General features: G+C 70.7%; 25 protein-coding genes and 1 pseudogene. 11 read left to right on the top strand and 15 right to left on the bottom strand.

Annotated features, from left to right (window positions below):
- From I0C86_RS03840 to I0C86_RS03850, 3 genes and pseudogenes are all read right to left on the bottom strand, one after another.
- A pseudogene (locus I0C86_RS03840) lies at nucleotides 1–509 on the bottom strand (hypothetical protein); the annotation flags it as partial.
- Nucleotides 502–3,765, bottom strand: coding sequence for a bifunctional [glutamine synthetase] adenylyltransferase/[glutamine synthetase]-adenylyl-L-tyrosine phosphorylase (locus I0C86_RS03845; RefSeq protein ID WP_196199794.1), 3,264 nt, complete (start codon nucleotides 3,763–3,765; stop codon nucleotides 502–504). The gene I0C86_RS03845 and the pseudogene I0C86_RS03840, both read right to left, overlap by 8 nt.
- Nucleotides 3,766–3,777: 12 nt before the next feature.
- The gene (locus I0C86_RS03850) at nucleotides 3,778–4,581 is read right to left on the bottom strand and encodes a type 1 glutamine amidotransferase (protein WP_323373448.1); all 804 of its coding nucleotides are present in this window, start codon (nucleotides 4,579–4,581) and stop codon (nucleotides 3,778–3,780) included.
- Nucleotides 4,582–4,650: 69 nt separating this feature from the next.
- Here I0C86_RS03850 and I0C86_RS03855 point away from each other — a divergent pair, with 69 nt between their 5' ends.
- The gene (locus I0C86_RS03855) at nucleotides 4,651–5,595 is read left to right on the top strand and encodes a S66 peptidase family protein (protein ID WP_196199795.1); all 945 of its coding nucleotides are present in this window, start codon (nucleotides 4,651–4,653) and stop codon (nucleotides 5,593–5,595) included.
- 41 nt (nucleotides 5,596–5,636) lie between these two features.
- Here I0C86_RS03855 and I0C86_RS03860 read toward each other — a convergent pair whose 3' ends face one another.
- Nucleotides 5,637–8,933 (bottom strand): NACHT domain-containing protein, encoded by a 3,297-nt coding sequence (locus I0C86_RS03860; RefSeq protein WP_196199796.1) that lies wholly within the window; start codon nucleotides 8,931–8,933, stop codon nucleotides 5,637–5,639.
- Nucleotides 8,934–9,152: 219 nt separating this feature from the next.
- Between I0C86_RS03860 and I0C86_RS03865 the strand changes: the two genes are divergently transcribed.
- Nucleotides 9,153–9,701, top strand: a complete 549-nt coding sequence (locus I0C86_RS03865; protein ID WP_196199797.1) for a hypothetical protein — start codon at nucleotides 9,153–9,155, stop codon at nucleotides 9,699–9,701.
- A gap of 283 nt (nucleotides 9,702–9,984) precedes the next feature.
- On the opposite strand, the gene I0C86_RS03870 is transcribed toward I0C86_RS03865, so the two are convergent.
- Both I0C86_RS03870 and glnA read right to left on the bottom strand, forming a co-directional pair.
- Nucleotides 9,985–10,410 carry a DUF350 domain-containing protein gene (locus I0C86_RS03870; RefSeq protein ID WP_196199798.1) on the bottom strand — a complete coding sequence of 142 codons (426 nt, stop codon included), beginning with the start codon at nucleotides 10,408–10,410 and terminating at the stop codon, nucleotides 9,985–9,987.
- Nucleotides 10,411–10,578: 168 nt separating this feature from the next.
- Nucleotides 10,579–11,931: a type I glutamate--ammonia ligase gene (glnA, locus tag I0C86_RS03875; protein ID WP_196199799.1), complete on the bottom strand. Its 1,353-nt coding sequence runs from the start codon at nucleotides 11,929–11,931 to the stop codon at nucleotides 10,579–10,581.
- Between the two features lie 359 nt (nucleotides 11,932–12,290).
- Here glnA and I0C86_RS03880 point away from each other — a divergent pair, with 359 nt between their 5' ends.
- Both I0C86_RS03880 and panB read left to right on the top strand, forming a co-directional pair.
- A complete protein-coding gene (locus I0C86_RS03880) occupies nucleotides 12,291–14,075 on the top strand; it encodes an NAD+ synthase (RefSeq protein WP_196199800.1) in 1,785 nt (594 codons plus the stop codon).
- 128 nt (nucleotides 14,076–14,203) lie between these two features.
- Nucleotides 14,204–15,061, top strand: coding sequence for a 3-methyl-2-oxobutanoate hydroxymethyltransferase (gene panB / locus I0C86_RS03885; RefSeq protein ID WP_230393506.1), 858 nt, complete (start codon nucleotides 14,204–14,206; stop codon nucleotides 15,059–15,061).
- Between the two features lie 157 nt (nucleotides 15,062–15,218).
- Here panB and npdG read toward each other — a convergent pair whose 3' ends face one another.
- From npdG to I0C86_RS03900, 3 genes are all read right to left on the bottom strand, one after another.
- Complete coding sequence (npdG, locus tag I0C86_RS03890; protein WP_196199801.1) at nucleotides 15,219–15,917, bottom strand: NADPH-dependent F420 reductase; 699 nt, start codon at nucleotides 15,915–15,917, stop codon at nucleotides 15,219–15,221.
- 178 nt (nucleotides 15,918–16,095) lie between these two features.
- Nucleotides 16,096–16,851: a histone gene (locus I0C86_RS03895; RefSeq protein WP_196199802.1), complete on the bottom strand. Its 756-nt coding sequence runs from the start codon at nucleotides 16,849–16,851 to the stop codon at nucleotides 16,096–16,098.
- 87 nt (nucleotides 16,852–16,938) lie between these two features.
- Entirely contained in the window at nucleotides 16,939–17,142 is a 204-nt protein-coding gene (locus I0C86_RS03900) for a hypothetical protein (RefSeq protein ID WP_196199803.1), read from the bottom strand.
- Nucleotides 17,143–17,478: 336 nt separating this feature from the next.
- Here I0C86_RS03900 and I0C86_RS03905 point away from each other — a divergent pair, with 336 nt between their 5' ends.
- Nucleotides 17,479–18,006 carry a hypothetical protein gene (locus I0C86_RS03905; RefSeq protein ID WP_230393507.1) on the top strand — a complete coding sequence of 176 codons (528 nt, stop codon included), beginning with the start codon at nucleotides 17,479–17,481 and terminating at the stop codon, nucleotides 18,004–18,006.
- Between the two features lie 34 nt (nucleotides 18,007–18,040).
- A complete protein-coding gene (locus I0C86_RS03910) occupies nucleotides 18,041–18,553 on the top strand; it encodes an NUDIX hydrolase (RefSeq protein WP_196199805.1) in 513 nt (170 codons plus the stop codon).
- Between the two features lie 134 nt (nucleotides 18,554–18,687).
- Here the strand turns inward: I0C86_RS03910 and I0C86_RS03915 are convergent, their stop codons facing one another.
- The 3 genes from I0C86_RS03915 to I0C86_RS03925 form a co-directional block, all read right to left on the bottom strand.
- Nucleotides 18,688–19,065, bottom strand: a complete 378-nt coding sequence (locus tag I0C86_RS03915; protein ID WP_407676264.1) for a DUF6968 family protein — start codon at nucleotides 19,063–19,065, stop codon at nucleotides 18,688–18,690.
- Between the two features lie 28 nt (nucleotides 19,066–19,093).
- Nucleotides 19,094–19,435 (bottom strand): VOC family protein, encoded by a 342-nt coding sequence (locus I0C86_RS03920; protein WP_196199807.1) that lies wholly within the window; start codon nucleotides 19,433–19,435, stop codon nucleotides 19,094–19,096.
- A 122-nt stretch (nucleotides 19,436–19,557) separates the two neighbouring features.
- A complete protein-coding gene (locus I0C86_RS03925; protein ID WP_196199808.1) occupies nucleotides 19,558–20,535 on the bottom strand; it encodes a helix-turn-helix transcriptional regulator in 978 nt (325 codons plus the stop codon).
- 72 nt (nucleotides 20,536–20,607) lie between these two features.
- On the opposite strand from I0C86_RS03925, the gene I0C86_RS03930 reads away from it, so the two are divergent.
- Complete coding sequence (locus I0C86_RS03930) at nucleotides 20,608–21,408, top strand: DinB family protein (protein ID WP_196199809.1); 801 nt, start codon at nucleotides 20,608–20,610, stop codon at nucleotides 21,406–21,408.
- A gap of 2 nt (nucleotides 21,409–21,410) precedes the next feature.
- Nucleotides 21,411–22,097, top strand: a complete 687-nt coding sequence (locus tag I0C86_RS03935; protein WP_196199810.1) for an alpha/beta fold hydrolase — start codon at nucleotides 21,411–21,413, stop codon at nucleotides 22,095–22,097.
- A gap of 51 nt (nucleotides 22,098–22,148) precedes the next feature.
- Here I0C86_RS03935 and I0C86_RS03940 read toward each other — a convergent pair whose 3' ends face one another.
- From I0C86_RS03940 to I0C86_RS44865, 3 genes are all read right to left on the bottom strand, one after another.
- Entirely contained in the window at nucleotides 22,149–22,691 is a 543-nt protein-coding gene (locus tag I0C86_RS03940; protein ID WP_196199811.1) for an SUKH-4 family immunity protein, read from the bottom strand.
- A 372-nt stretch (nucleotides 22,692–23,063) separates the two neighbouring features.
- Nucleotides 23,064–23,501, bottom strand: coding sequence for a hypothetical protein (locus I0C86_RS03945; protein ID WP_196199812.1), 438 nt, complete (start codon nucleotides 23,499–23,501; stop codon nucleotides 23,064–23,066).
- Nucleotides 23,502–23,587: 86 nt separating this feature from the next.
- Nucleotides 23,588–24,058, bottom strand: a complete 471-nt coding sequence (locus tag I0C86_RS44865; RefSeq protein WP_323373449.1) for a hypothetical protein — start codon at nucleotides 24,056–24,058, stop codon at nucleotides 23,588–23,590.
- Between the two features lie 53 nt (nucleotides 24,059–24,111).
- Here I0C86_RS44865 and I0C86_RS03955 point away from each other — a divergent pair, with 53 nt between their 5' ends.
- The 3 genes from I0C86_RS03955 to I0C86_RS03965 all read left to right on the top strand — a co-directional run bounded on the left by I0C86_RS03955 (nucleotide 24,112) and on the right by I0C86_RS03965 (nucleotide 26,886).
- Nucleotides 24,112–24,729 (top strand): hypothetical protein, encoded by a 618-nt coding sequence (locus tag I0C86_RS03955; RefSeq protein WP_196199813.1) that lies wholly within the window; start codon nucleotides 24,112–24,114, stop codon nucleotides 24,727–24,729.
- A 628-nt stretch (nucleotides 24,730–25,357) separates the two neighbouring features.
- On the top strand, nucleotides 25,358–26,200 hold the full coding sequence (locus tag I0C86_RS03960; RefSeq protein ID WP_196199814.1) for a GntR family transcriptional regulator: 843 nt from the start codon (nucleotides 25,358–25,360) through the stop codon (nucleotides 26,198–26,200).
- The gene (locus tag I0C86_RS03965) at nucleotides 26,197–26,886 is read left to right on the top strand and encodes an HAD family hydrolase (protein ID WP_196199815.1); all 690 of its coding nucleotides are present in this window, start codon (nucleotides 26,197–26,199) and stop codon (nucleotides 26,884–26,886) included. The genes I0C86_RS03960 and I0C86_RS03965 overlap by 4 nt, the downstream gene beginning before the upstream one ends.
- The last annotated feature ends 30 nt before the right edge of the window (nucleotides 26,887–26,916 follow it).

Consider the following 26,916-nt stretch of genomic DNA (forward strand, 5'->3'; position numbering starts at 1 on the left):
GAGGAGATGGGGTGGGAGGAGGTGGGGCGGCGGTTGGGGTGGGGGGTGGTCAGTGCCAGTAGGGCTAGGAGGGCGAGGGCGATGCCGATGGCGTAGGTGATCCGGCCGGAGACGAGGTTGCCGGCTATGCAGGCGGCGCCGACCAGCGCACCGGCCAGCGGGCGGCGGGCGGCGGTTCGGACCAGGAGCAGCGCCAGCGCGGCCGCCGAGACGAGCAGGGCCAGGGCCCCCGCCAGGCGGGGGCCGAGCGAGTCCCCGCCGAGCCAGTGCATCAGCGGCGGGGTGAAGAGGCTGTACCCGTACGGCGACACACCCGCGTACCAGCCGAGGTCGAGCGGCGCGAAGCCGTGCCGGGCGAAGAAGTTGGCCCGGGCGACCTGTGCGGACAGGTCGGTCCCCAGCGGCGGGGCGAGCAGGAACGTCACCGCCAGTAGCGTCGCCAGCCCGACCGCGCCGAGCACGGTGCGGGCCGGGCCGGCCGGCAACGCCGTCCGGTGCCGGTCAGGCATTGAGTACGCGTTCCGCAGCGGCCCGGCTGCGCCGTGCGGTCCGCAGGTATTCGTCGAGGAACTCGCCCGGATCCTCCGCACCGAGCAGCCGCACCACCCCGGCGAGTTCGACCCCGTGCCGGGGCAACTGGTCGCCGGCCCGGCCGCGCACCAGCATCAACGCGTTGCGTACCTGCGCCGCCATGGTCCAGCCGGCGGCCATCGCGGCGGCATCGGCGGCATCGACGACGTCGGCGTCCCGGGCGGCGGCCAGCGCGTCGAGGGTACGCGTGCAGCGCAGCTCCGGCAGCGAGCCGGCGTGCCGGAGCTGCATCAACTGCACCGCCCACTCCACGTCGGCCAGCCCGCCCCGGCCCAGCTTGGTATGGGTCGCCGGGTCGGCGTTCCGGGGCAGCCGCTCGGTCTCCACCCGGGCCTTGATCCGCCGGATCTCCACCACCTGTTCGCGGGTAAGTCCCCGCTCCGGATAGCGCACCGGGTCGGCGACGGCCTCGAACTCGGTGCCGAGGTCGGCGTCGCCGCAGACGTACCGGGCGCGCAGCAGGGCCTGTGCCTCCCAGACCTTCGACCAGCGGGCGTAGTACTGCGCGTACGCGGCCAGGCTGCGGACCAGCGGCCCCTGCCGTCCCTCGGGACGCAGGTCGGCGTCGACTCCGAGCGGTGGATCGGGTGCCGGCATTCCGAGCAGCCGGCGCAGTTCCTCGGCGATCCCCCGGGCCGCCGTGCTCGCCACGTCCTCGGCGACTCCGGGCGGGGGGTCGTAGACGAACAGCACGTCGGCGTCGGAGAGGTAGTTCATCTCGTACCCGCCGAGCCGGCCGACGCCGATGACCGCGAACCGGAGTCCGGGCACCGTCGGCTGGGTCGCCCGGGCCACCCGCAGCGCCGCCCCGAGGGTGGCGTCGGTGACGGCGGAGAGCGCCGCGCCGACCGCGGTGACGTCGAACATCGCGGCACCTGCCGTACCCGATTCCGGGCGGACGGGCGGCACCGGTCTGGTTGGTCCGCCCGGGGTACGCCCGCTCGGGATTGGGCCGCTCGGGATTGGTCCGCTCGGGATTGGTCCGCTCGGGATTGGGCCGCTCGGCCGGCCCGGGGTCAGTGAACCGGCCTGGTGGAGCACGTCGGCACAGGCGACCCGGATCAGTTCACGGCTGCGCAGCGCCCGGACGGCCCGGATCGCCTCGGTCGGGTTGGCCGGCTGCGGCCCCCGGCCACCGAGGTGCCGGTCGGCCGCGGCGGCGAGGCCGTCGCGCAGTACGTCGGTGTCGCGTGGGGTCAGTTCGGCGTCCTCGGCGAGCAGCCGGAGCGCCTCCGGGTCCCGGGCCAGCAGGTCCGCCACGTAGCGGGAACCGGCGAGGATCCGGGCCAGCCGGCGGGCCACCGGCCCCTCGTCGCGCAGCAGTCGCAGGTACCAGGGGGTGCCGCCGAGCTTGTCGGAGACCGTCCGGTAGTTGAGCAGGCCCCGGTCCGGCTCCGGCGCGTCGGCGAACTCCTGGAGCAGCACCGGAAGCAGGGTGCGCTGGATCGCCGCCGTCCGGGTCAGCCCGCCGGTCAGGGCCTCCAGGTGGCGCAGCGCCCTGGCCGGATCGCCGAATCCGAGGATCTCCAGCCGTTTCCGGGCCGCCTCCGGGGTCATCCGCAGTCCGTCGGCCGGCACCCGGGCGACCGCCTCCAGCAGCGGCCGGTAGAGCAGTTTGGCGTGCAGCCGCCGTACCTCGGTGGCGTGCCCGACCCAGTCGGCCCGGAACGCCTCGACGGCGCTCTGGCCCGGCAGTGCGGTGTAGCCGAGCGCGTGGGCCAGCCAGCGCAGCGCGGGCGGGTCCGCCGGCACGGTGTGGGTACGCCGCAGGCCCTGCAACTGGAGCCGGTGTTCGACGCCGCGCAGGAACCGGTACCCGCGCAGCAGCGCCTCGCCGTCGGCCCGGCCGACGTAGCCGCCCGCGACCAGCGCCCGCAGCGCCGGCAGCGTGCCCCGGGACCGCAGCGACTCGTCGACCCGCCCGTGTACGAGTTGGAGGAGCTGCACGGCGAACTCGATGTCCCGTAGCCCGCCCGGACCACGCTTGATCTCGCGCTCCAGCTCCTTGGGCGGGATGTTGTCGATGATCTTCCGGCGCATGGCCCGGACGTCCTCGACCGCCTCCGGGCGTTCCGCCGCCCGCCAGACCAGCGGGGCGAGCTGGTCGATCCACTCCCCGGCCAGCTCGGTGTCCCCGGCCGCCGGACGGGCCTTGAGCAGCGCCTGGAACTCCCACGTCCGGGCCCACCGCCGGTAGTAGGCGAGATGACTGGCGAGGGTACGCACCAGCGGGCCACGGTTGCCCTCGGGCCGCAGAGCGGCGTCGACCGGCCAGGCCACCAGTCCGCAGATGTGGATCAGCCGGGTAGCCACCTGGGTGGCGGCGGGCAGGTCCTCGTCCGTCGCGGCCACGAAGATGACGTCGACGTCGGAGACGTAGTTCAGCTCCTCGCCCCCGCACTTGCCCATCGCTAGCACGGCGAGCCGGGGCGCCGGGGTGCCGTCCGGCAACTCGTCGACCGCGATGTCGTACGCGGCACCCAGGGTGGCGTCGGCCAGTGCGGAGATCGCCGCCATGGTCTGCTCCAGGCCGCGCCCGCCGGTCAGGTCGGCGGCCGCGATCCGCAGCAGGGCCAGCCGGTACGCCTGCCGCAACGCGGCCTCCGGCGGCAGGCGCCCAGGGGTGCCCGGCCCGGTGGCGTCGCTGGGCGCGGGGCCCCCGGCGACCTCGGGACGCAGCATTCCCTCGGCGACCTCGGGGTGCAGCATTCCCTCGGCGAGCTCGGGGTGCAGCATTCCCTCGGCGCTGGGCGGTAGCCCGTCCGTCCCGGTGGACAGGGCCTGCCACTGTTCCGGGTTCGCCACCAGATGGTCGCCGAGCGCCGACGAGGCCCCGAGGACGGCGACCATCCTGCGTCGCAGCCCCGGATCGGCGTGCATCGCCGTGATCAGGGCCGAACTGTCCGGGTCTGCGGCGGAACGACGCTCCGCCTCCACGATCCGGTGCAGTTGACGCAGCGCCAGGTCGGGGTCGGCGGCCCGGGACAGCGCGGTGAGCAGTTGGCCGGCCGGTTCGTCGACCGGTTCCAGGGCGACGACGTCCCACAGCCCGAGCCCGTCCGGCCCGAGCAGTTCGGTGGCCCGCCCGGCACCGTTGCCGGCGACACCACCGCCGTCGCCCACGCCGAAGCCGTACCGGGCGAGCCGGCCGGGTGCGCTGGTCGGTCTGCTCATCGCCGGCGCCTCCTAATGTCCGAGGAGCGGCAGCGTCCGCCGGGGCTCCGCGTCCGGCAGCCGGCCCTGGGCCAGCGCCGCGAACCGGGCGGCGAACGGCTGCCACACCTCCTCCACGTCCGGCAGTATCTCGGCGCAGGCGGCCACCACCAGCTCGGGGTCGTAGTCCAGTTCGGCCAGTACCGCCGAGTCGCTCGCCCAGTCGGCGATCATGTCGGTGTCGCACTCGATGTGGAACTGAAGTCCCCAGGCCCGGTCGCCGAGCCGGAACGCCTGGTGCGGGTAGCGGGTCGAGGCGGCCAGCAGGGTCGCCCCGTGCGGCAACTCGGTGATCTCGTCGACGTGCCACTGGAGCACGTCGGGGATCATCGGCACGTACCTGAACAGCGGGTCGCCGTCGGCCGCGTCCCGCTTGCCCACCACGGTCGGCCCGATCTCCGGCCCGGCCTCGCTCCGCTGCACCGTGCCGGCGTGGGCGGTGGCCAGGAGTTGGGCGCCGAGACAGATCGCCAGGGTGGGCACCCGGTACCGGACCGCCTTGCGGAGCAGCCCCTCCAGGGCCGGGAACCAACCGGCGCCGGGAGTGCCGTCGGGCGCCGGGTAGGGCTGCTGGTAGCCGCCGAGCACCACCAGCGCGTCGTATCCGGTCAGGTCCTCGGGGAGGGCGTCCCCGGCGTACGGCCGCAGCACCCGCAGTTCGAGACCGGCCTCGGTGAGCCACTCCCCCAGCCGGCGGGCGCCGTTCGTCGGGTCGTTCTCGATCACCAGCGCGATCGCGGTCGCGGTCACACTCTCGGTTCCGGTCTCGGTTGCCACGGTGTTGAGGCTATCCGGTGGCCCCGTCCGGCACCGATAGGCTCTGGGCCGAGTGGAGGAGGAGGCACGGTGCCCGACGATCAGGCCGTACGGCCACCGGCGCTACGTCCCGGGGACACAGTGTTGCTGGTGTCACCCTCGGGGCCGACCCGACCGGAACGAGTTGCCCGGGGCGTCGAACTCCTCACCGGTTGGGGCCTGCGTCCGGTCCTGGCCCCGAACGCGTACGCCCGGCGCGGCTACCTGGCCGGGGACGACGCACTTCGGGCCGCCGACCTCAACGCCGCCTTCGCCGACCCGTCGGTACGCGGCGTCCTCTGCACCCGGGGCGGCTACGGTGCGCAGCGCGTCGTCGACGCCCTCGACATGGCGGCGGTCCGCCACGACCCGAAGGTGGTGGCCGGGTTCTCCGACATCACCGCGCTGCAACTCGCGCTCTGGCGCGGCGCCCGGCTGGCCACCGTACACGGCCCCGGGGCCGCCTGGCTGGACGAGCGCACCCCGCCGGCCTCGGCCGAGTCGCTGCGCGCCGCGCTGATGAGCACCGAACCGGTGGTGGTGCACCGGCTGCCGACCGAGGAGACCGCCCCGGTGCTGGTCCCCGGTACGGCCACCGGCCCGCTGATCGGCGGGAACCTCTGCCTGATCGTGTCGTCCCTGGGAACTCCGGACATGCCGGACCTGACCGGGGCGATCCTGTTGATCGAGGACGTCGGGGAGCCGCCGTACAAGGTCGACCGGATGCTCACCCACCTGCGCCGGGCGGGAGTGCTGGCCGGGGTGGCCGGGGTGGCGGTGGGCCAGTTCACCGACTGCGCCGACAACTGGGCGATCGGTGTGGCCGACGTGCTCGCCGAGCGGCTGGGTGACCTCGGGGTGCCGGTGCTCGGCGGACTGCCGATCGGGCACGGGGTCGGCCAGCTCACCGTGCCGGTCGGCGTACCGGCGACCCTGGATGCCACCGCCGGCACCCTTACCGTCTCCCCCGCCGTACGCCGCTGGACGTCGAGCTAGTTCGCTGGGTAGCGCGCGACCGGCGGCTGCCCGACGCGTCGTCAGTCTGCGGCACCTTCCAAGGTCCGGTCGTACCGGGCGCGTAGCTCCGGATCCGCATTCACGGACGCGACCACAGCTGCGAGGAACGGTTCCGAAACGCCGCCAGCGGCCCCGGCCTCGGCCAACTGGACGAACACCTCGGCGGCGATTTGCAGGTCGGCAGCGGAGGACTCGTTCAGGGCCCCGGCCCGCAACAGTTCTCCCAGGAGCTTGTCGACGGCCCGGTCGCGGCCGAGAAAGACCCGGGCACACCGGAGCAACGCATCGGCCAGCCTGCTCTCGGTGATCAGGTACCAGGGCAACGATCCCACGACCTGGTAGGCCATGTCGGCCGGCAGTCCCGGGTCATTCGCGAGCCGATCGAGGACGAGTGCGGCCAGCCGGTGCACCACGTACGCGTTGTCGAACGTGGTCAGCGTCGCGACGACCCGCAGGAAGCCGTGCAGACGTTCGTCCGCGCCGCGGTCATCCGACGGGAACATCACGAACGCGAGCACGTCGTGCAGGGTGGACGCGGCCCCGCCCTGCGAATTGAGGCGGAAGTGGTTGATTCCCTCCGGAAGGACCGCCACCGCCGGTTCGAGCGCGTGGATCAGCACATCGTCGTCGATCGCACACCGCAGGTACGCCCGGCGGGCGAGCTGTGCCCAGGACTGGCCCGACCGGACGAAGCTCTGCGATCGCTCCGGCGACAGGTCGTACGTCCACAGCGGATCGACCGGGCGGGGCCGCCACGTGGCCGGATCGGTGGTGATCCGCAGCTCGATGTCCCGGGTGCCGTCGGCGGACCGCAGCCGATCGAGGACCAGCGTCTCCACCAGGCTGGTCCAGTCCTGGGTACCGAGCTGGGACTGCCACAGCAGGGTTTCCCGGTGCCAACAGGCCACCACGTTGCGGCCCGGATAGAGCCGGCCGCCACGCAGGGTGCCACCGGCGCAGATAGCCAGTAGCAGCAGATTCGCGCTGTACGCGGCGTGTCGGGCCGGCAGCGGCAGCGGACGGGGTTGGTACGACTCGTACCGGCGGGACGGCCGGGCATGGTGAGCCTTCTGGAAAAGCCCGACCAGCAACGTCGTCAGTCCCGCCGACCCGCCGCCCGATCCGCCGCCCGATCCGCCGGACATCAGCCCGGTCAGGAATCCGAGGATCGGAGTGCGCCCGCTCAGCGCCGCGTACGACAGCAGGGCGTGCAGCAGGTCGTCGTCGGGCGGTCCGCTACCGAACGACATCGTCGCGGCGGCTTCTCTGGCCGCGATGTTCGTCAGCACCTGCCAGGCGAACCGGGCGACCAGGAACTCGCCGAAGGTGGCGTGCAGGAACTCGTACGTCTCCAACGGGCTGTTGTCGCGCTCCGCCCTGGCCCGGTGCACGAAGAAGAACCGGCCGAGCACGATCTCGGCATGCCCCAGCGGCGCGCGCAGGTCGGCGGCGGTGCCGGACGGCGATGCGGCGCCGAGCAGGGCCAGCAGATCGGTCTCCAACTGGGCTTCGGTGACCCACTGGGCGTTGCGGTTGAACATCGCGAAGGCGACCACCGACAACCGGCGCAGTTCCCCCTCGACGGCCTGGTCGACCTCCCCGTTCGGCAGTCCCCGGCGGTGCTTGACCACCTCCCGGTGGGCGAACCGGCGCAGCAGGCGCTCGTAGAGTTCGTCCTTGCGCAGCGCCCCGGCCGAGCGCAGCGCATTGCCGTCGGCGTCGTACAGCGCCAGCATCAGCAGCAGCAGTGGCTGCTCGGCCAGCTCGCGGTGGGCCAGCACGGTCGGCAGGTCCAGCGGGGCCACCCCGCGGGCCACGAACTCGTCGGCGTTGACCCTGTTCCAGGCGGCCAGCCAGGTGGCGACCCGTTCCTGGTCGAACGGCTCCAGCCGCAACCCGACGGTCCCCTCCGGCGGCCGGGCCCGGTCGGCGACGCTGGTCCGGCTGGTCACCAGGACCACGACCGGTCGGCCCTGGTCGGCCTCGCGACGCTGGAACGCCGCGACCTTGAGCAGGTAGTCGGTCTGGCTCACCCCGGTCGCCTGGAGCAGTTCGTCGAAGCCGTCGAGGAGCACCACCGGCAGGGCGTCACCGGCGGAACGGGCCAGCGCCGGCCAGTCCAGCCGCTCGCCGGTCGCCGCACGCACCGCGTACTCGATCTGATCCTGAAGATCGGCGGCGGCCGGCACGTCGCGAAGCACCACCCGGACCGGCAGGAAGTCCGCTGCCGGCAACTGGGCCGCCAGCACCCGGGTGAGTACGGACTTGCCGGAACCGGGCTGTCCGAGCACCAGCAGCGGCGCCTCGACCGCGCCCGGAGTGGTGAGGTAGCCGGTGAGGAACTCGGACAGGTCCCGCCGGACCGGCTGCTCCAGCCACCACGACTCGTCGCTGGGCCGGGCGTCCGGGCCCAGTGCGGCCACCCGGCACAACGGTGGCACGTACGCCGCACCGAGGGTCGGCACTTTGATCCCGGCCGGTACGTCCCCGGACTCGACGATCGACCGATCCAGCCCCCTGGCGTACGTCCCGGCCAGTGCGGCCCGGCGCTCGTCCGGTGCCCGTCCGGTCGAGATCTGGCAAAGGATCTGTTCGAGGTCGCCGAGTGCGGCGGAGAGCTGGCGGAGCTCGTTCCGGGTCGCGGCGTGCTCCCGGAGCCCGGCCCAGAAGGCCACCTCGGGAAAATCGCCAGCCAACCGGCCGAGCAGTTCCTGGTGCCGGTCCACCGCACTGGTCGGCAGGACATTCAGGAGGGCGTCGAACCGCTGCTGCTCGCCGAGACCCAGCCACTCCCAGGCGGCCAGTCCGACCACGAACCGCCGCAGCCGGTCGACGACCTCCTGGTAGTAGCCGTCCAGTGCCGCCCGGAAGTCCCGGTACGCCTGCTCCGGGCCGGGCGCCGGAACCCCGTCGCCGAAGAACGCCCGCAACAGCGGCCCGTGGTCGGCGCCGTGCGCCCCGGCCACCGCGACCTGTTCCCGCTCGGTCAGCTCCAGGTCACCGAACCGGAACGGGAGGTCGGCCTCGGTCAGCGCCTCGAAGAACGCGGTCACCACGAGCACCCGGTGTGCCGCCGCCAGCCGCTCGGTCCGGTCGTACCGGGTCAGGCCGGCACGCCGCTCCGAGACGGTACGGACAAGTTCATGGCTGAGCCGGACGAACTCGGCCTTGGCGTCGAAGAGCGCCAGCACCGCCGGCACCGCGACGGCCGTGCCGAGCAGGGCGCCTCCGGCGATGGTGTCGAGCGCGCTCACCACCCGGCCACGGTCGCCGCCGAGCAGCCGTGCGGCGGCGGCGTAAGAAAGCGTCCGGGGCACCCGGCTACTCCTGTCGATCGAGACTCCCGGCCCAAGCATGGCCGTACCGGACAACCGACGGTAGTGGGCCAGGACCGCCCGGTCGAGCACGGACCGGGGCGGAGATCGGGGGTTCGGCCATGATTCTCAGCCCTCTGCCAGGTCGGCTACGGCCGCCACACAGGGTGATGCGGCAGTCTGGACGACTGCAGACCGCTTCGCCGACGAGAGGAAAACCAGATGAACAGCCTGCCTTCCCGACCCTCCCGGAAGAGGATCCTCGGCGGCCTGGTCGCCGCCGGAGTACTCACGGTGGGCATCGCCGCCCCCGCCGTGGCGTTCGCCGAGGACGGCACGTCGCCCAAGCCGTCCCCGTCGACATCCTCCGACAGCGGGGCGGCTCCGCACGGTCAGGACAAGCGTGCGTTGGACCGGCGCGACAAGCTCGCCGAGGAACTCGCCACCGAGTTGGGTGTTCCGCAGGACAAGGTCGAGGCGGCGCTGGCGAAGATCAGGCAGCAGCACCAGGCCGAGCGGAAGGACCGGGGCCAGGACAAGCCCGATGGGAAGTCGAACGCGGATCGGGAGGCGTGGCTGAAGACCCGACTCGACAAGGCGGTGTCGGACGGCAAACTGACCCGGGAGCAGGCCGACGCCATCATCAAGGCGTTCCAGGCGGGCGTGCTGCCGGCCTGGGGCGGCGGCCCGGGACACGGCGGCGGCTGGGGCGGCTGGAAGCACGACGGTACGAAGCACGACGGCCGGACGGGCGGCGCGGCGGACGAGTGATCAGAGCGACACCCCGGCCACTCTGAAAACGACCAGGGAATCAGGTCGAACGAGGTAGCACCCCGAACCGGTGCGCGCCTCGTCCTGCCGCGCCTCGTCCTGCCGCGCCTCGTCCTGCGCGCCTCGTCCTGCGCGCCTCCCCCTGCGCGCCTCCCCCTGCGCGTCCCGAGCATCGTGCCCACCGCCGTCCGGAACGGACCGGTGGGACGGTACGCGGCAGGCGCGCGGTGCGGGCGGCGGGCGGCGGGCCACACCGTCATCCCGCCGCCGGCCGGGGACGGGATCAGGCGATGCAGGCGCAGACGATCAGGGCGGCCCCGAAGTGCGTCGCCGCGCTCACCCGGGCGGCCGGATGCGGCTCCTCGGAGCAGATCACCTCACCGAGCTTGCCCGGGGTCAGCCAGTCCAGCACCAGGAACGCCAGCGCCATGATGCCGATCCCGATGACACCGAACAGGACGGTCGAGGCCAGCCCCTTGGCGAAGTCGGTGTAGCTGGTCAGGATCGCGGTGAAGACGATGCCGGCGATGCCGAGCTGGTTGGCCAGCAGCAGCAACGAGGCGTTGGAATTGCGCTGCACCCAGATCAGCTCGCGCAGCTTTCCCGGGGTGAGGGCGTCGACCAGCCCGAATCCGGCCGCCATCAGCGCAATGCCGACCACACCGAACACGATGCTCTGCCAGGCTCCCGCGAACAGATCCTCGACCACCGACTGCCTCCCAACGGGTGTGGACGGCCGCCGGAGGGGGCCGCGTTCGTCAGGACGATAGCGTGCGGCGGCAAGGCCAGACAGCCCCACACCACCCGCACGGCTGTAAGGAAGGGCCCCTTCTTATCGCTTTCTGTATAAGAAGGGGCCCTTCCTAACATCTGATCGTCAGAGCAGCCCCAGGTAACGCTGGCGCTCGTACGGGGTGACCTCGCGGCGGTACTGCTCCCACTCGGCGCGCTTGTTGCGGAGGAAGAAGTCGAAGACGTGCTCGCCGAGCACCTCGGCGACCAGCTCCGACCCCGCCATCACGTCGATCGCCTCGGAGAGGTTCTCCGGCAGGGACTCGTACCCCATCGCCTTGCGCTCGGCGTTGGACAGCGACCAGACGTCGTCCTCGGCGCCCGGCGGCAGTTCGTAGCCTTCCTCGATGCCCTTCATGCCGGCACCGAGCAGCACCGCGAAGGCGAGGTACGGGTTCGTGGCCGAGTCCGGCGAGCGGACCTCGATCCGGGCGGAGTTCGGCTTGCCGTACGCCGGCACCCGGACCAGCGCGGACCGGTTGAGGTGCCCCCAGCAGACGTACGCCGGGGACTCGGTGATCCGGTCCGGCAACGCCTGCGGGAACAGCCGCTTGTACGAGTTGACCCACTGGTTGGTGACCGCCGTGTACTCCCGGGCGTGGGTGAGCAGCCCGGCGATGAAGGCGCGGCCGACCTTGGAGAGCTTCATCGGGTCACTCGCGTCGTGGAACGCGTTGCGCTCCCCCTCGAAGAGGGAGAGATGGGTGTGCATCCCGCTGCCCGGCTGGTCGGTGAACGGCTTGGGCATGAAGCTGGCGCGTACCCCGGTGGAGAGCGCGACCTCCTTGACCATGTGCCGGAACGTCATGATGTTGTCTGCCGTGGTGAGCGCGTCGGCGTAGCGCAGGTCGATCTCCTGCTGGCCCGGCGCGACCTCGTGGTGGCTGAACTCGACCGAGATGCCGATCCGTTCCAGGGCCAGTACCGCCTGCCGGCGGAAGTCCCTGGCCACCGCGTGGGTGGTGTGCTCGAAGTAGCCGCCCGAGTCGACCGGCACCGGCACCGAGCCGTCGGCGGGACCGTTCTCGAGCAGGAAGAACTCGATCTCGGGGTGGGTGTAGAAGGTAAAGCCCTTCTCCGCCGCCCGGGACAGCGCCCGGCGCAGCACGTGCCGGGGATCGGCCCAGGACGGGCCGCCGTCGGGCAGCAGGATGTCGCAGAACATCCGGGCGCTCTCGCCGCTGACCCCACCCTCGAAGGGAAAGACCTGGAAGGTCGTCGGATCGGGCATGGCGACCATGTCCGACTCGAAGACCCGGGCGAAGCCCTCGATCGCGGAGCCGTCGAAGCCGATCCCTTCGTCGAAGGCGGCCTCCAGCTCTGCGGGCGCCACCGACACGCTCTTGAGCGTTCCGAGCACGTCGGTGAACCACAACCGGACGAAACGGATGTCACGCTCTTCCAGCGTACGGAGCACGAACTCCTGCTGACGGTCCACCTCAACCCCTCGCACACTTTGTTCGGACCGGCCCAGCCGGCGCACGCCCGGCAGTCCAGTCTTCCCCGGTTTCGTTACACGGACGTTACGTGAGCTAGACCGCAACGGATGCGCGGGGTAGCCCACCCTGCCCGCATGTTGGGCGTTCATACCAAACATAGCGGGAACGACCGTTCCGCCGCTCCCCGCGCAAGGGCCTGCGTCAAGGGCGAGGCCGGCGTTAAAGCGAGTGCCGGCGTTAAAGCGAGGGCCGGCGTTAAGAAGGGGCCCTTCTTCTACAGAAAGCGATAACAAGGGGCCCTTCCTTACAACCAGGAGTGGGGCGCGCCCCCGCGCGGCGGCTGGGGCAAGATGGAGGTATGCCGACCTTGCGCATCGCCCTGGCCCAGGTCAATCCGACCGTCGGCGACATCGCCGGCAACGCGGCGATCGTCCGGGACCGGTCCCGGGCCGCCGCCGGGGCCGGGGCGCAGCTCGTGGTGTTCCCCGAGATGATGCTGACCGGATATCCGGTGGAGGACCTGGTCTTCCGGGACTCCTTCGTCGTCGCCTCCAGGGCGGCCCTCGAGCAGCTCGCCGTCGACCTGGCCGGGGACGACCTCGGAAGAATTCCGGTGGTCGTCGGCTACCTCGACGCCGACGGCCCGGCCACCGTCAACGCCAACGCCACCCCGCGTCGGGGGCCGCGCAACGCCCTCGCCGTACTGCACGACGGGCGGGTCGTGGCCCGCTACTTCAAGCACCATTTGCCCAACTACGGCGTCTTCGACGAGGACCGCTACTTCGTCCCCGGTGACACCCTGACCGTGGTCCGGATCGGCGGGGTCGACGTCGCGCTCACCATCTGCGAGGACCTCTGGCAGGCCGGCGGCCCGTTCCAGGTCGCCCGCCGGGCCGGCGTCGGCCTGGTCGTCAACATCAACGGCTCGCCGTACGAGCTGAACAAGGACGACGTACGGCTGCCGCTGATCCGCCGCCGGGCCGCCGAGGCCGACGCCACGGTGGCGTACGTCAACACGGTGGGCGCCCAGGACGAACTGGTATTCGACGGCGACTCGATGATCGTCGCGCCGGACGGCACCCTGCTGACCCGGGCCTCGCAGTTCGTCGAGCGGCTGTTGCTGCACGACCTGGAGCTGCCCGCCGCCCGCGTGGACGCGCCGACCGGCACCGAGCCCGCGCAGCCGGCTCCGGCGGACGCCCCGGAGGACATGTCCATCACCCGGATCCGGATCAGCGACACGTTGCCCGCGCCGGCCGGTCCGCCGGCTGTCGGCGGCATCACCGAACCGGTCGTCGATTCCGGTGAGGTGTGGCAGGCGCTGGTGCTGGGGCTGCGCGACTACGTCGACAAGAACGGCTTCCGCTCGGTGGTGCTCGGTCTCTCCGGCGGGATCGACTCGTCGGTGGTCGCCGTGATCGCGGTGGACGCGCTCGGACCGGAGCGGGTGGTCGGGGTGTCGATGCCCAGCCAGCACTCCTCCGAGCACTCCCGGGACGACGCCGCCGACCTGGCCAAGCGGACCGGGCTCGACTACCGGGTCGAGGCGATCCAGCCGATGGTCGACGGTTTTCTGGCCAACCTGTCGCTGTCCGGGATGGCGGTGGAGAACCTCCAGGCGCGGGTCCGCGGGGTGATCCTGATGGCGCTGTCGAACCAGGAGGGCCACCTCGTCCTGACCACCGGCAACAAGAGCGAGTTGGCGGTCGGCTACTCCACCCTCTACGGCGACTCCGTCGGCGGGTTCAATCCGCTCAAGGACGTCTGGAAGAGCCTGGTGTGGAAGCTGGCGAGCTGGCGCAACGCGGAGGCGATCCGACGTGGCGAGACCCCGCCGATTCCGGAGAACTCGATCCGCAAGCCGCCGAGCGCGGAGCTGAGCCCGGGGCAACTGGACAGCGACACCCTGCCCGACTACTCCGTACTCGACGCGATCCTGGTCGGCTATGTCGACGGCGACCAGGGCCGGGACGACATCGTCGCCGCCGGGCATGATCCGGAGGTGGTGGACAGGGTGCTGCGGATGGTCGACATCGCCGAGTACAAGCGCCGGCAGTCCGCCCCCGGCTCGAAGATCTCGATCAAGGCGTTCGGCCGGGACCGCCGCCTGCCGATCACCAACCGCTGGCGCGAACGCGGATAAGCCGCCAGCGGGCTGGTCGGTTGGTGTGACAACCTGCACTCTTCTCTGCCGGCGCCCCCGGAAACGGTGGGACGATCGGAAGCGACCCGGGGACCGTGGACGCGGCCTCGAGGCGGAAGGAGACGAAGATGTCTGAGCAAGGGATGGAGTCCGCTCCAGCCGAGGTGGCGACGCTCTACGGCGGTCCGGCGACCCGGCGGGTACGGGCCCGTGACCTGATCGCCGCCAAGGAACGCGGCGAGCGCTGGCCGATGCTCACCTCGTACGACCAGTACACGGCGGCGATCTTCGACCAGGCCGGAATTCCGGTGCTGCTGGTCGGTGACTCCGCGGCGAACAACGTCTTCGGCTACCCGACGACGGTACCGATCACGGTCGACGACCTGCTTCCCCTGGTACGGGCGGTGGTACGGGCGACCGACTATCCGCTGGTCGTCGGTGACCTGCCGTTCGGCTCGTACGAGGAGGGGCCGACCCAGGCGCTGCGCACCGCCGTACGGTTCATGAAGGAGGGCGGCTGCCACGCGGTGAAGCTGGAGGGCGGCCGGCAGGTGGCCGAGCAGATCCGGGCGATCACCGGTGCCGGCATCCCGCTGATGGCGCACATCGGGTTCACGCCGCAGCGGGAGCACACGATCGGCGGCTACCGGGTACAGGGCCGCGGCGACGCCGCCGACGACGTACTGGCGGACGCGCTCGCGGTGGCCGAGGCCGGCGCGTTCGCGGTCGTCCTGGAGATGGTCCCGGGCGAGGTGGCCAAGCGGATCACCCACGAGCTGGCGATCCCCACCATCGGGATCGGGGCGGGCCCGGACACGGACGCCCAGGTGCTGGTCTGGCAGGACATGGCGGGCCTGCGGTCCGGCCGGATGCCACGGTTCGTGAAGCGCTACGCCGACCTGGCCGGCACGCTGGCCGAAGCTACCCAGCGGTTCGCCGCCGAGGTCCGCGACGGCGAGTTCCCGACCGCCGAGCACACCTTCTAGTTCCGCCCGCCGAGCGCGACGGCCGCCGGACCGCGCCGGCCCCGGTGTGGGTCGGACGGTCCGGCGGTACGCGGGCCAGGCGGTCCGGCGGTACGCGGGCCAGGCGGTATGCGGGGGGCGGTCCGGCGAGTCGGCGGTCCGGCGGTACGCGGGTCGGTCAGAGGTCGGTGACGCGGAGTCCGGCGTGCGCCTTGTAGCGCTTGTTGATCGCGATCAGGTTGGCGGTGAACGCCTCGACCTGGTGCGCGTTGCGGAGCCGGCCGGCGTAGATGCCACGCATGCCCGGGATCCGCGCGGCGAGGGCGGCGACCAGTCCGACCAGCTCCCGTTCCTCGGTGCAGATCAGTACGTCCAGGTCGATCCGGTCGATGCCCGGATCGGCGAGCAGCGGGGCGCTGACGTGGTTGAAGGCCGAGCAGACCCGGGACTCCGGCAACAGCGCCGCGGCCTGCTGCACGGCACTGCCCTCCTCGACCCGCAGCGGGTACGGCCCCTGCTTGTCGAAGCCGAGCGGGTTGACGCAGTCGATGACCACCTTGCCGGCCAGCGGCTCACGCAGTGCGGCGACCGTGTCCCGGTGTCCGTCCCACGGCACCGCGATGATGACCACGTCCGAGCGGCTCGACACCTCGGCGTTGTCACCGCCGGACACCGTCGGGTCGGCGGGCAGGCCGGGCAGGGCGGCGATCTCCTCCGCCACCTGGCTGGCCCGTGCCGCCGAGCGGGAGCCGATGAGTACGCGCTGACCCGCCCGAGCGAGCCGGTAGGCCAACCCTCGCCCCTGGTCGCCCGTGCCACCGATGATTCCTACGGTCAGTCCGGAAACGTCGGGCAGGGCGCTCGCGTCATATGCCATGCCGGCATCCTCGCAAACCCGACGTCACGGCGGAGGCGCCGGGCCGGATGCGGGATGTCACATCCGCCCGGCGCCGCCTCCGTTGCCCCCGCCGACGCGCGTCACCGCCGACACCTGTCACCGCCGACGCGCGTACCGCACCGGAACGCCCCCGCTCCGGGGCGTTCCGGTGCGCAACTCAACCCACCATCTTCTGGGCGGACGACCTGGTGGCCTTCCGCGCCGGTGCCTTGGCCGGCGCCTTGCGGGCCGCAGCCTGCTTACTCGGCGCCTTCCGGGCGGTGATCTTCTTGGCCGGCGTGGCGGTGGTGCGCTTCGCCGCCGCGGTTCCCCGCTTCGCCGGAGCCTTCGTCGCCGTAGCCCGCTTTGCCGTGGCCCGCTTCGCCGGAGCCTTCTTGGCGGTGGCTCGCTTCGCCGGAGCCGTTGTCGCCGTCGTCCGCTTCGTCGTGGCCTTCTTCGCCGGAGCCTTCTTCGCGGGAGCCTTCCGGGCGGTGACCTTCTGCACCGCCGTCGAGGTGGTCCGCTTGGCCGTCGCGCCCGTCTTCCGGGCCGCCGCCGTCGTCTTCTTCGCCGCCGCGGTGGTGGTCCGCTTCGCCGTCGTCGTCTTCTTCGCCGCCGTCGTCTTCTTCGCGGCCGTCGTACGCTTCGCCGTGCCGGGGCGGCTCGCTGCCGCCCGCGTACCCGTCGTCTTCCTCGCGGTGGCCTTCTTCGCCGGCGCCCGCTTCGCTGTCGCCTTCTTCGCCGGCGCCTTCTTCGCCGCCGTCGCGCGCTTGGCCGGGGCCTTCTTCGCCGGCGCCTTCTTGGCTACCGACGAACTGGCGGTCCGCCGGGCCGCGGTGCCCTTGCTGGCACCCACCGTCCGGCTCCGCGCCGCAGTCTTCTTCCCGGCGGCACTTCGCGCCACCGGGCGGCTGGCCCTGGTTGCTTCGGCCATCTGTGTTCCTCCTTGCGGGACATGCTCTCGGGGGTCTCCTCGCGGAGCACCACGGAGTTTCTCGACGCGGACTGTCGCCGCGCCGGTCTAGCGCTCCTCCCCGGCCCAGCGGGCATCCTCGGCATCCCACTCTTCGTTGCGTTGCCGTACACGCTGCAACGCCTGCTCCGCGTCGGCGGCCGAGGCATAAGGACCGAGCACGTACCTCGCAGGGCACACGTCAGCACCGGTCTCTGTCCGGTGATGGCGGATGCACCAGAAGTACTGCACATCACTCCCGCTGTCGCTCATGGGATTACTGTGCACGGCAAACCGACCAGGCGCTACCGTTTCACGCAAAAAGACGGGAGGACTTCCACAGTAGACCCCATCGGATAACCCCGGTCGTGGAATCGGCAAACTGTGGTCGTACTCCGGAAAGGCTTTCTGCGGCAAGGGATTCACCACCGTCAGCGACGTGCGGACCCGTCGGCGACGCACTCCGCCAGGCGTGGGAAAAAAATCCCCGCCGGTACGCTCCGCCGACCGCCTCATCGCCTTGACCTGGCACTTGGCGGCGAAGAATGGAGCACAATTCGCAGTGTGAGCATGGTGCGGCGGGCGGATGGGACAGGGCGGCTTCCCCGGGTGCTGTCAATCGTCGTGCTGGCCATTCTGCTGCTGCTCGTCGCCAGCGTCGGGCACACCATTCTGACCATCACGACAGAGCCCTCGATCGAGGAACGGGCGCATAGCGAAGCGGAACGGCGGGCCGCCGTGATCGGTGACGCACTGGTGCACGGCGTCGCCGACGACGCGGCCGGACTCGGCCAGAGCGCGGCCCGCAACGATCGCGTCGACGTGTTGACGGTCGACGGCACCGACCGACGCCACTCCCCCGGCGTACGGGTCGTCTTCCGGGTGCACGTGACGATGTCCCAACCCCTGATGGCCGGCCGGGCGTCGACCGAGATGCGGGTCTGTTTCCGCCAGGTCCTCGACCAGGAACGCCGCGACTTCTCCCGGAGCCAGGTGCCGTGCCCGGACAACGCCCCGCCCGACGGAACACCGACACCGGAGCCCGCGCGGTCGTCCACCGCGCCCGCACCGCCGCCGATGTCAGGACCGGAACCGACGACAGTCCCTGGCACGCTCCCGCCGGTTCCGGCCCGCTGAACCGGCCCGCCCGAACGCTGACTATCGTCCTGGCATGACCGTCCCCGAGTACGTGACCCGGCTGCGCAAGGCGGTCGGACACGACCTTCTCTGGCTGCCCAGCGTCAGCGCGGTGGTGCTGAACGACGCCGGAGAACTACTGCTCGGCAAGCGTGCCGACGACGGGCGCTGGTCGGTTCTCAGCGGTTTCGTGGAGCCCGACGAGCAACCCGCACAGACCGTGGTCCGGGAGGTCTACGAGGAGGCGGGCGTACGGGTGACCCCCGAGCGGGTGTCGAGCGTGCTGGCGCATCCGCACACCTACCCCAACGGCGACCAGTGCCAGTTCCTGAACATCGGCTTCCGCTGCCGGTACGTCGACGGCGTGGCACGGGTCAACGACGACGAGTCGGTCGCCGTCGAGTGGTTCCCGCCGGACGAGTTGCCGCCGCTGGACGAGCATGCCCGGATCACCATCACGCAGGCGCTCGCCCCGGCCGGCACCGGTACCTGGTTCGCCACCGACGCCGCCACCGACGCCTCCGCCGCCTCCGTTTTCCGCTCCTGATCGGGGACGTACCACCTCCGCAGGAGGGCAGCTCGGCGGTCAGCAGGTGCCAACACCAGGAACGGCTGCGGCGCCATGGATCAGTACCTGGCAGGGCGGGGTCGACGCCACGTCGTCCGTACCCGTCACGACCGTTACTCGCGCGAACTCCGTGACCCCGGACCGACCACACCGGGTGGCAGGCGCCCCGGTACCTCCGGGTCGACCGTCAGACCCAGGTCGGGCTGGCCCAGCCAGTCCAGCCGGACAGATGCCGTCTCGGCTCGCTCCGCCAGCTTCAGCCGCAGCGCGTACACGGACAGCAGCAGGGCCTGCAAGGAGTCGACGCCGAAGGATGCCCGCACGGCCTCGTCGCCCAGGCCCAGAATCTGGTGCGGGCAGTACCAGTCCCCGCCGGGCAGGGCGTCCGGCAGCGGATTGCCGATCCTCAGAACCACCGGGGTACGGCTGCCGTCCTCGGCGATCGCGTCCACCTGCCGCTCGGCCACGATGTCACCGAGTTGATAGATCATCACCTGGGTTCCCACTCCGCGTCGGTGGTCACAGTGGGGCGCCGCCGAAACCGATCTCGTTCCCGTCGGGGTCGTGGTAGGTGGCCTTGCGTACACCGTTCGAGTAGGTCTCCCGCTTCGAGGGCTCCACTCCCCGGTCGGCTGCCCGGGCGACGAGTGCGTCAAGATCGTCGACGAAGATTGTGTGCATGGCGTGACCGGCATGCTCGGGCCGCCGCTCGATGAACACCGACCGATGCTGGGCGAGTTCCCACACGGCCTCCGTGTCGCTCGCGACGAACGTCGGCGGTTTGCCGAGGAGTCGTTCGTACCAGGCCAACGCCGCCGGGTAGTCGTCGACCGGGATTCCCGCGTACAGGTCAAGGGCCATGCCGCCATGCTAATTGGCTACCGGTCGATGGCGTCCAATGGCGGCGAGCCGGCCGGGGCCGTCGTCTGATGTGGAATCGACGTCAGGAGACGTCAGGAGACGTCAGGAGACATCAGGAGACATCAGGAGACATCAGGACCGGAGTGGTCCGCCAGGGCGGCAGCGAAACGCGCGGCGAGCGTCTCCATCGCGGCACGGAGTTCCGGCCCACCGTCGACGCGGAAGGCGAACGGCACATTCGCCAACCATTCCTGCGCGTACATCGTCGGATTGCTCGTGCTGCCGACGAGCACGCATCCGTCCCCCGACGCTTCGAGCCGGCCCATGGGCGGCCGGATCCACGGGGCGACCTCGGCCAGTGGGGCGTCGAACAGCACCCGGGTGGGAAACTCCCACCCGGTGCCCAGGTTCTCCTCCAGCGCCGCCACCGGGTCGAGGTCCTCGGGCGGCTCGAACTCGTACGCGATCTGCTGGACCGCGCGGATCCGGTCGACCCGGTAGGTGCGGATCGCCTCCGCGCGATGAGAGTGGCACAGGAGGTACCAGCGCCCGTGGCGGACGACGACCGCCCAGGGATCCACCTCGGCCTCCCACTCCTTGCCGGACTCGCTCCGATACGTGACCAGCACGCGACGGCGGACGGCGACAGCGGCGACGAGCGCGCTGGTGGTGGCGGGATCTGGCCGGGCCGAGTACCGGTCGGGCGCGGTCCACGCGTGCTCTCGCAGCGCACCCGCCTGCCGGCCCACGCTCTCGGGGAGGGCCTGGATGACCTTGGCCAGGGCGGAACCGACGAGGTCCTCGACGTCGGCGGCGGCCGGCTGGCCGTCGAGTACCGCCATGACCAGACCGAGCGCCTCCGCCTGCGTGAAGACGACCGGGGGCAGTTTCGTGCCGCGCCGAAGCCGGTACCCGCCATGGGGACCCCGAGCCGACTCGACGGGGATGCCGGCCTCCCGGAGGATCCCGACATATCGCCGCGCGGCCCGCTCCGTCACACCCAGTCTCTCGCCAAGCTCGTCTGCCGTCGTGCCGGGCCGGGTCTGGAGGATTTCGATGGCACGCAGCGCTCGCGCGGTGGGGCTGAGATCGGTCGACACCCGAGCAGATTAAGGGAGACACGAGAAGAACCGGAAGTAGATCGTCCGGAATTGGTTCTAGCGTGATGGCCCATGACCGAGTTTCACGAGCAGGACCTTGCCGGAGCCCACTTCGAGCGCGTGAGCCTCCGGGGCGCCACCTTCGACCACGTACGCCTCAACGACGCCACCATGCAGGCGGTCGACTTCACCGGAGTCCGGATCCGGGGCGCCCTGTTCGGCGAGAGCCGCATGCGCGGCGTCGGGTTGATCGACGTCGAGATCAGCGGCGAGCTACGGAACGTCGTGGTGAACGGTGTCGACATCGCGCCGCTCGTCGAGGCCGAACTGAACCGTCGCATGCCCGAGCGGGCGAAAATGGCGCCCGACGATTCTGACGGGTTCCGTGAGGCGTGGGCGATCCTGGAGCGGCTGTGGGACGGCACAATCGCGAGGGCGAGGACATTCCCCGAGGTGACGCTGCACCGCAGCGTCGACGACGAGTGGTCCTTCATCCAGACGTTGCGGCACCTCAACCTCGTCAGCGCCGGTTGGGTGGACCGGATGGTCCTCGGCAACGCCTCGCCGTGGCACCCGTTGGACCTGCCGTGGGACGAGGCGCCGGGGTGGGACGATATCCCGTGGGACCGCGAGGCACAGCCCTCGCTCGACGAGGTGCTCACGGTCCGGCGCGAACGCCAGGCGATGGTCCGCCGCGTCATGGAGTCACTCACCGACGAGCAACTCGGCACCGAGGTGACGCGCAGCGAACCCGGCTGGCCTCGGATGGAGGACTTTCCGTTCAAGGAATGTCTCCGCATCGTCCTCAACGAGGAATGGGAGCACCGCCTCTATGCCGAACGTGATCTGACCTTACTGGAGAAGGAAAACTGATTATGGAAATCCTGCTTATTGCCGGCCTCTGGCTCGACGGGACGGCGTGGGACGATGTCGTGCCCGCCCTCGAGGCACTCGGCCACCGCCCCGTGCCGCTCACCCTCCCCGGTCAGGGTGACGGATCCGCGTCCGCGACCCTCGACGACCAGGTGGCAGCGGTGCTCGCCGCCGTAGACTCGGCGTCCGAGAAAACCATGGTGGTAGGGCATTCCGCCGCCTGCACTCTGGCGTGGCTGGCCGCCGACTTGCGGCCGGAGAAGGTGGCCAGGGTCGCCCTCATCGGCGGCTTCCCCAACGGCGACGGGCAGCCCTACGCCGACTTCTTCCCGATACAGGACGGCACCATGCCCTTCCCCGGCTGGGGCCCGTTCGAGGGACCCGACTCCGCCGACCTCGACGAGGAGGCAAGGCGCGGCTTCTCGTCCGCCGCCATCCCCGTCCCCGAAGCGGTGGCCAGGGGCACGGTACGTCTGACGGACGAGCGACGGTTCGACGTACCTGTCGTACTCGTGTGCCCCGAGTTCACGCCCGCTCAGGCCAAGGAGTGGGTCGCGGCCGGCGAACTGCCCGAACTCGCCAGGGTCAAGCACCTCGACTACGTCGACATCGACTCGGGCCACTGGCCGATGGTCACCAGGCCCGTCGAACTCGCCCAGCTCCTCGCGGCGGCGACTGCCGAGAACTGACACGTCACCCGGCCAGATCCCTGGTCAAGGTGAGCACCTTCTGTGTTGCGGTCAGTCGTCCGCCTCCTCGTCCTCGTCGCCGGGAGTGGTCAGATCCTGCTCGCCGAGGAAGCCCCACCACTCGTCGTCGTCGAAGCCGATCTCGCCGTACCCGGCGCCGAAGACGTAGTAGGCGAGGAACGAGTCGAGGTCCGGCGCGACTTCGAGGAACAGCTCACGCATGAACCACTCGTCGGTGGTCTCCGCCGGGAGGTACCAGACCGCGCCGGTGTCGCGCCGGATCAGCAACGGCTCCTCGTTCAGCGTGCCGAAGACGAGCCATTCGGCGGGTTCGTCGGCGACGCCGGTGAACTCGGGCATGTGCTCGAGGTAGTACTGGATGTTGTCCAGCTGCTTCACTCCACGCAGGTCGAACGCGCTGGCGCGGATACCGTCGGCGGTCTCCAGCAGCTCCCGGACCTGCTGCGGCAGCTCGACGGGGATCTTGTCGGCCGGAGCGCCCTCGTTGATCTGGGCCCAGACCAGCGTCGCGGGCTGGTCCGCCTCCAGGTCGGTACGCAGCTCCGCGATGAGTTCCGACAGCTCGGTATTCAATCCACCACCTCTATTCGGATCGATGATGCTCAGGACGCGCATGGGCGACAGTCCGCCCGCTGGCCTTCCAACCGGACCGCTGCGCCGCCGGGGGAAGGCCACCGACAACCGCCGGGATGTCGCCCCCATGGCCGTTAGACATGGGCTCGTCTCCCGGGACCGCCATGCGTGCAAACCGGGAAGGCTACATCGTTGCGGTGCTGGGGTCCCGTGCCCAACTGCTGCACAAGCACGGCCATGGCCATCGACGGCCCGTCATCGACGAAGCCATGCGTGAGGATAGCTGGATGTCCTGCACTATTCGGGGCTGTCTGTATCAGGGCACCGAGCAGAGTGGCACGGTCACCGGCGGAAGCTGCCGCCCCCAGACGTCTAGCGGGCGAACCCGCCGAGGGCCCGAGTGTTGTGCTGGTCGACGCCCCGCGCCGCGAGGAGTGGCCCGACGACCAGGTACGCGATCCAGGTGAGCGGCATCGTAACGATCCCGATGACCACGAAGATCAGGAAGAAGTTGACCCAGAACAGTCCCCAGAAGGAGACCATCAGGAGAAGTCCGGCGGCGACGCGGCCCGCGTACAGGTTGCCGATCCCGAAGATTCCGAAGAGGCCGAGGACCAGTTCGAGGACGACGGCGGCACCGGCGGACTTCTGCGGCACGAGCACCGGGACGGGGACCGGCGGTAGCGGTGCCATCGGGACCGGCAGCGCCAGGGTCGGCGGCAGCGGCGCCGGCACGACGTCACCCGAAAAGGCGAGCTCACGCCCAGGCGGTTGAGGGTTCCACTCCTGGTGGGGATTCGGGTACGTCATGCCCACAGTGTTGTCTCACGGTATTCGACCGTCACCGGCCGTTCAGTCCGTCCACGTCGCTGCAACGACCAGCCCGGGCGGAACGTCTAGCCTCGACAAATGGACTGTCTGTCCCGTCGCAACAATGATCGGTTCGATGCGTTGCCCGTGAGCGGGTGGCCGAGGACGCGTACTGGCGGGTCGTGCATGCGTTCGACAGCTCGCTGCCGGACTGGCTCGTGCTGATACCGCGTCGGCACGTCACCTCGATCGCCGGCCTCACCGATGCCGAGGCGGCGGCGCTCGGCGACCGGCAGGTTCGGCTGCACTTGCGCCACCTTGTCGCGTCCGACGGCCTCGCGGCGCAGCCGGTCCAGCGCCTTGCGCCAGCCTGTGGTGACCAGCCAACCGGTGGGCCTCGCCGGCACACCCTCGTCGGGCCAGCGCTTGAGCGCCTCGGCCCGCGCGTCCGACAGCGCCTCAGCGTCGCCGCCTGCCCCACCGGAACGCCGACTGCTCTGCTTCCTTGGCCAAGGTGAGCCGACGATGCGGCAGGAGCGGCCCTTCAACGCGATCAAGCCGGCATGGGCCGACGGTCCGGTGGCGCGGTTGTGTCGGCGATACTGGGCCGGTGCAGAGTGAGGGGCTCGCTCGCGGCGTGACCGCGTTACTGGAACCGGGCGAGGGCTTCCTGGCCCTGGCCAGGATCAGTCTGGCCGACGGCGTCGAGCCGCCGGACCCACCGAATCCACCTCCGCTGCCCACCCAGCAGCCACCGAGCCACGGGTTCCTCGCCCTCGGTCTCGTGCTATCAGTGCTCTCCCCGACCATCGTCATCGGTCCGCTGGAACGGCTCGTGGACGCCATCGTCTTCGGAAGGGCGGGACGCGGGTCGGCCGGTTCGCACGCCTCGTGGCTACAGTTCGCCGCGCACCGCGCCCGGCTCGGTCCCGGTCTCCGAAGCTCCGTCCTCGTCGTCACCGACCGGCGCTTCCTGGTCTGTTTCACCGCTCCGACCAAGCTGTGGTCGCTCGCCGACGACCGGGCCGCGGCCGAGAATCTCGAGCCAGTCTGGCAAGTGGCACGCCGGGTGGTGACCGGGGCCTGGGTCGGATGGCACCGGCTCAACCCGAAGCGGCTGCGGATCGAATTTGAGGACGGTTCGTGGACAGCGTTCACGATGCCGCTCGCCGAGTCGGCCGAACCGGCCCGACAGGTCGCGGCAGCACTGGCCCCGGTCACGACCTGAGCGGCCGGTCCAGCAGCGCCTCCCCAGGCCCACCGACCAGGAACCACCGCCCCCGGGATCGGGCGGCTGGCGAATACGCTCCCGGGAACAGTCGGACCTCGAACCGCATCCATATCCCGCCTGCCAGGGGCAGCCTCGTGGAAGCCCGCAGCGAGCACGCTATCCGGGCCGTTGTTCGCCACGTATGGCGTGGCCGTCGTGCCCTCGAACTCCACCGCCTCGAACGGCGCACCGGTCGGCGGGAAGGGCTGATAATCAGCCGAGATCTTCACCGTCGTCTCCCGCGAGCGCTTCCCAAGCTCCGGGTCCAGGTCCATCACCCGCACCTGCCACACCCGCTGACCGGTCAGCTTGTCCTTCGCCGGAGAGCGCCGGCCGGTCTTCTCGTCGTAGTCCTCCACCTCGCCCAGCGACTCGGGCACCAACGCGCACCCCGCCGGGAACACGTCCTCACAACGCACGGCGAACTCGTACCGTCACGCAGAGCCATCGCTCAGACCTCCACCTGTCTCCCTGGGCATCTTGACTAGCCAGGTGATGTGGATCAAAGGTAGGCCGACATGGCTAGTCATGTCAATGACAGTTGGGGCACTTTGCTAGCTTGGCTAGTCAGCAGTAGTGTTCGTTCATGAGTCTTGACCCTGATGACCCGCGCACTCCGTCGCAGCAGATCGCCGCCGCGCTCCGCGCCGAGATCAAAACCGGCAAGTTCGCCCCAGGCGAGAAACTGCCGTCGCAACACGATCTCGTCGAACGTTTCAGCGTCGCCCGCGAGACGATCAAGGCAGCGCTACGCAAGCTGCAAGAGGAACGGTTGATCGTCACCCGCCAGGGCAGCGGCACCTTCGTCCGCGCCAACACCGAACGACCCGTCGGACTACGCCCCCACGTCGAACGCGCCTTCGAGGCTACGAACGTCACGATCGACTTCGCCGGCTTCTCCGGAGAGACCCTGTACAACGCCATCCAGGAAACCCTGGACAAGGTACGGATCGGCCGACTCACCCCGGAGTCGATCCGAGTGCGGGTGTTGATCTCCGACATGACCGCCCCGATGGCGATCCCGTGCCGCGCCGAGGACCAGGCCGACGACCCCGCCATCCGCGACCGAGCCCGCCGGATCACCGACCGGTCGATTCACGCCGTGACCGACGCCGTACAGGAACTCGCAGACCTCGGCCTGGTCAAGACCGCCACCGCCGACGTACGGGTCCACAACGCCGCCCCGCTGTTCAAGCTGTTCATCATCAACGAGCAGGAAGCGTTCTTCGGCTTCTACCCGGTCGTCGAACACACGGTGATGATCGACGGCAAGCCGATGGCGATCTACGACGCCATGGGCAAGGACGCGATCCTGTTCCCGTTCACGCCCAGCGACGAGGACGCCTCCAACGACGCCCTCTACGTGGAGCAGGCCCGCGCCTGGTTCGACAGCATGTGGGGAACCATCGCCCGCGAGTACACGTCGTGAGCCGCGCCGACCTCGCCGCCGTCGTCGGCCGCGCCCGCGTCATCCTGCTCGATTTCGACGGACCGGTGTGCAGCATCTTCGCCCAGCACCCCGCGTCGACCGTCGCCCACGAGCTGCGCCGCCTGCTCGTCGACCAGGCCGTGACGCTGCCCGTCGAGATCCTGCACGAGCCCGACCCGTTGGCCGTTCTGCGCTTCACCGCCACGTTGGGTCGACCCGCCGTCGTCCGCCAGGTCGAAGAGGCGCTGTGCCGCGAGGAGCTCACCGCGGCCCGTACCGCCGAACCGACCCCGTACGGCCGTGAAGTCATCGTGGCCGCGCACCAGACTGGCCGACGCGTCGCCGTGGTGTCGAACAACTCCGCTGGCTCCGTTCACGCTTACCTGAGCGGGCGCCGGCTCACCAGCTACGTACACCCGGTCATCGGCCGTGCCCCCGCCAACCCGGACCGGATGAAGCCGAACCCGGCCCCGGTCCTGAACGCCGTCCGGGAGCTGCACGCCGATCCGGGGCATTGCGTCCTGATCGGCGACTCGCTCAGCGACATCGAAGCGGCCCACGCCGCCGGGGTCGCCGCCATCGGGTACGCCAACAAGCCCGGCAAACGCGAGCGGTTCGCCGCAGCGGACGCGGTCATCGACAGCATGGCCGAACTGGTAGCCGCCTTCGCCGTCGACGAGTTGTAGCAACCACCACCCCGCACACGAGCGCCCCGG

Source organism: Plantactinospora alkalitolerans (genome assembly GCF_015690345.1).
Lineage (GTDB): Bacteria > Actinomycetota > Actinomycetes > Mycobacteriales > Micromonosporaceae > Plantactinospora > Plantactinospora alkalitolerans.

Coding starts and splice junctions, on each gene's coding strand:
- I0C86_RS03845 (WP_196199794.1), bottom strand. CDS start 3,765: ATGAGCAGACCGACCAGCGCACCCGGCCGGCTCGCCCGGTACGGCTTC.
- I0C86_RS03865 (WP_196199797.1), top strand. CDS start 9,153: ATGAACAGCCTGCCTTCCCGACCCTCCCGGAAGAGGATCCTCGGCGGC.
- I0C86_RS03880 (WP_196199800.1), top strand. CDS start 12,291: ATGCCGACCTTGCGCATCGCCCTGGCCCAGGTCAATCCGACCGTCGGC.
- panB (WP_230393506.1), top strand. CDS start 14,204: ATGTCTGAGCAAGGGATGGAGTCCGCTCCAGCCGAGGTGGCGACGCTC.
- npdG (WP_196199801.1), bottom strand. CDS start 15,917: ATGGCATATGACGCGAGCGCCCTGCCCGACGTTTCCGGACTGACCGTA.
- I0C86_RS03895 (WP_196199802.1), bottom strand. CDS start 16,851: ATGGCCGAAGCAACCAGGGCCAGCCGCCCGGTGGCGCGAAGTGCCGCC.
- I0C86_RS03900 (WP_196199803.1), bottom strand. CDS start 17,142: ATGAGCGACAGCGGGAGTGATGTGCAGTACTTCTGGTGCATCCGCCAT.
- I0C86_RS03910 (WP_196199805.1), top strand. CDS start 18,041: ATGACCGTCCCCGAGTACGTGACCCGGCTGCGCAAGGCGGTCGGACAC.
- I0C86_RS03915 (WP_407676264.1), bottom strand. CDS start 19,065: ATGATCTATCAACTCGGTGACATCGTGGCCGAGCGGCAGGTGGACGCG.
- I0C86_RS03920 (WP_196199807.1), bottom strand. CDS start 19,435: ATGGCCCTTGACCTGTACGCGGGAATCCCGGTCGACGACTACCCGGCG.
- I0C86_RS03930 (WP_196199809.1), top strand. CDS start 20,608: ATGACCGAGTTTCACGAGCAGGACCTTGCCGGAGCCCACTTCGAGCGC.
- I0C86_RS03935 (WP_196199810.1), top strand. CDS start 21,411: ATGGAAATCCTGCTTATTGCCGGCCTCTGGCTCGACGGGACGGCGTGG.
- I0C86_RS03945 (WP_196199812.1), bottom strand. CDS start 23,501: ATGACGTACCCGAATCCCCACCAGGAGTGGAACCCTCAACCGCCTGGG.
- I0C86_RS03960 (WP_196199814.1), top strand. CDS start 25,358: ATGAGTCTTGACCCTGATGACCCGCGCACTCCGTCGCAGCAGATCGCC.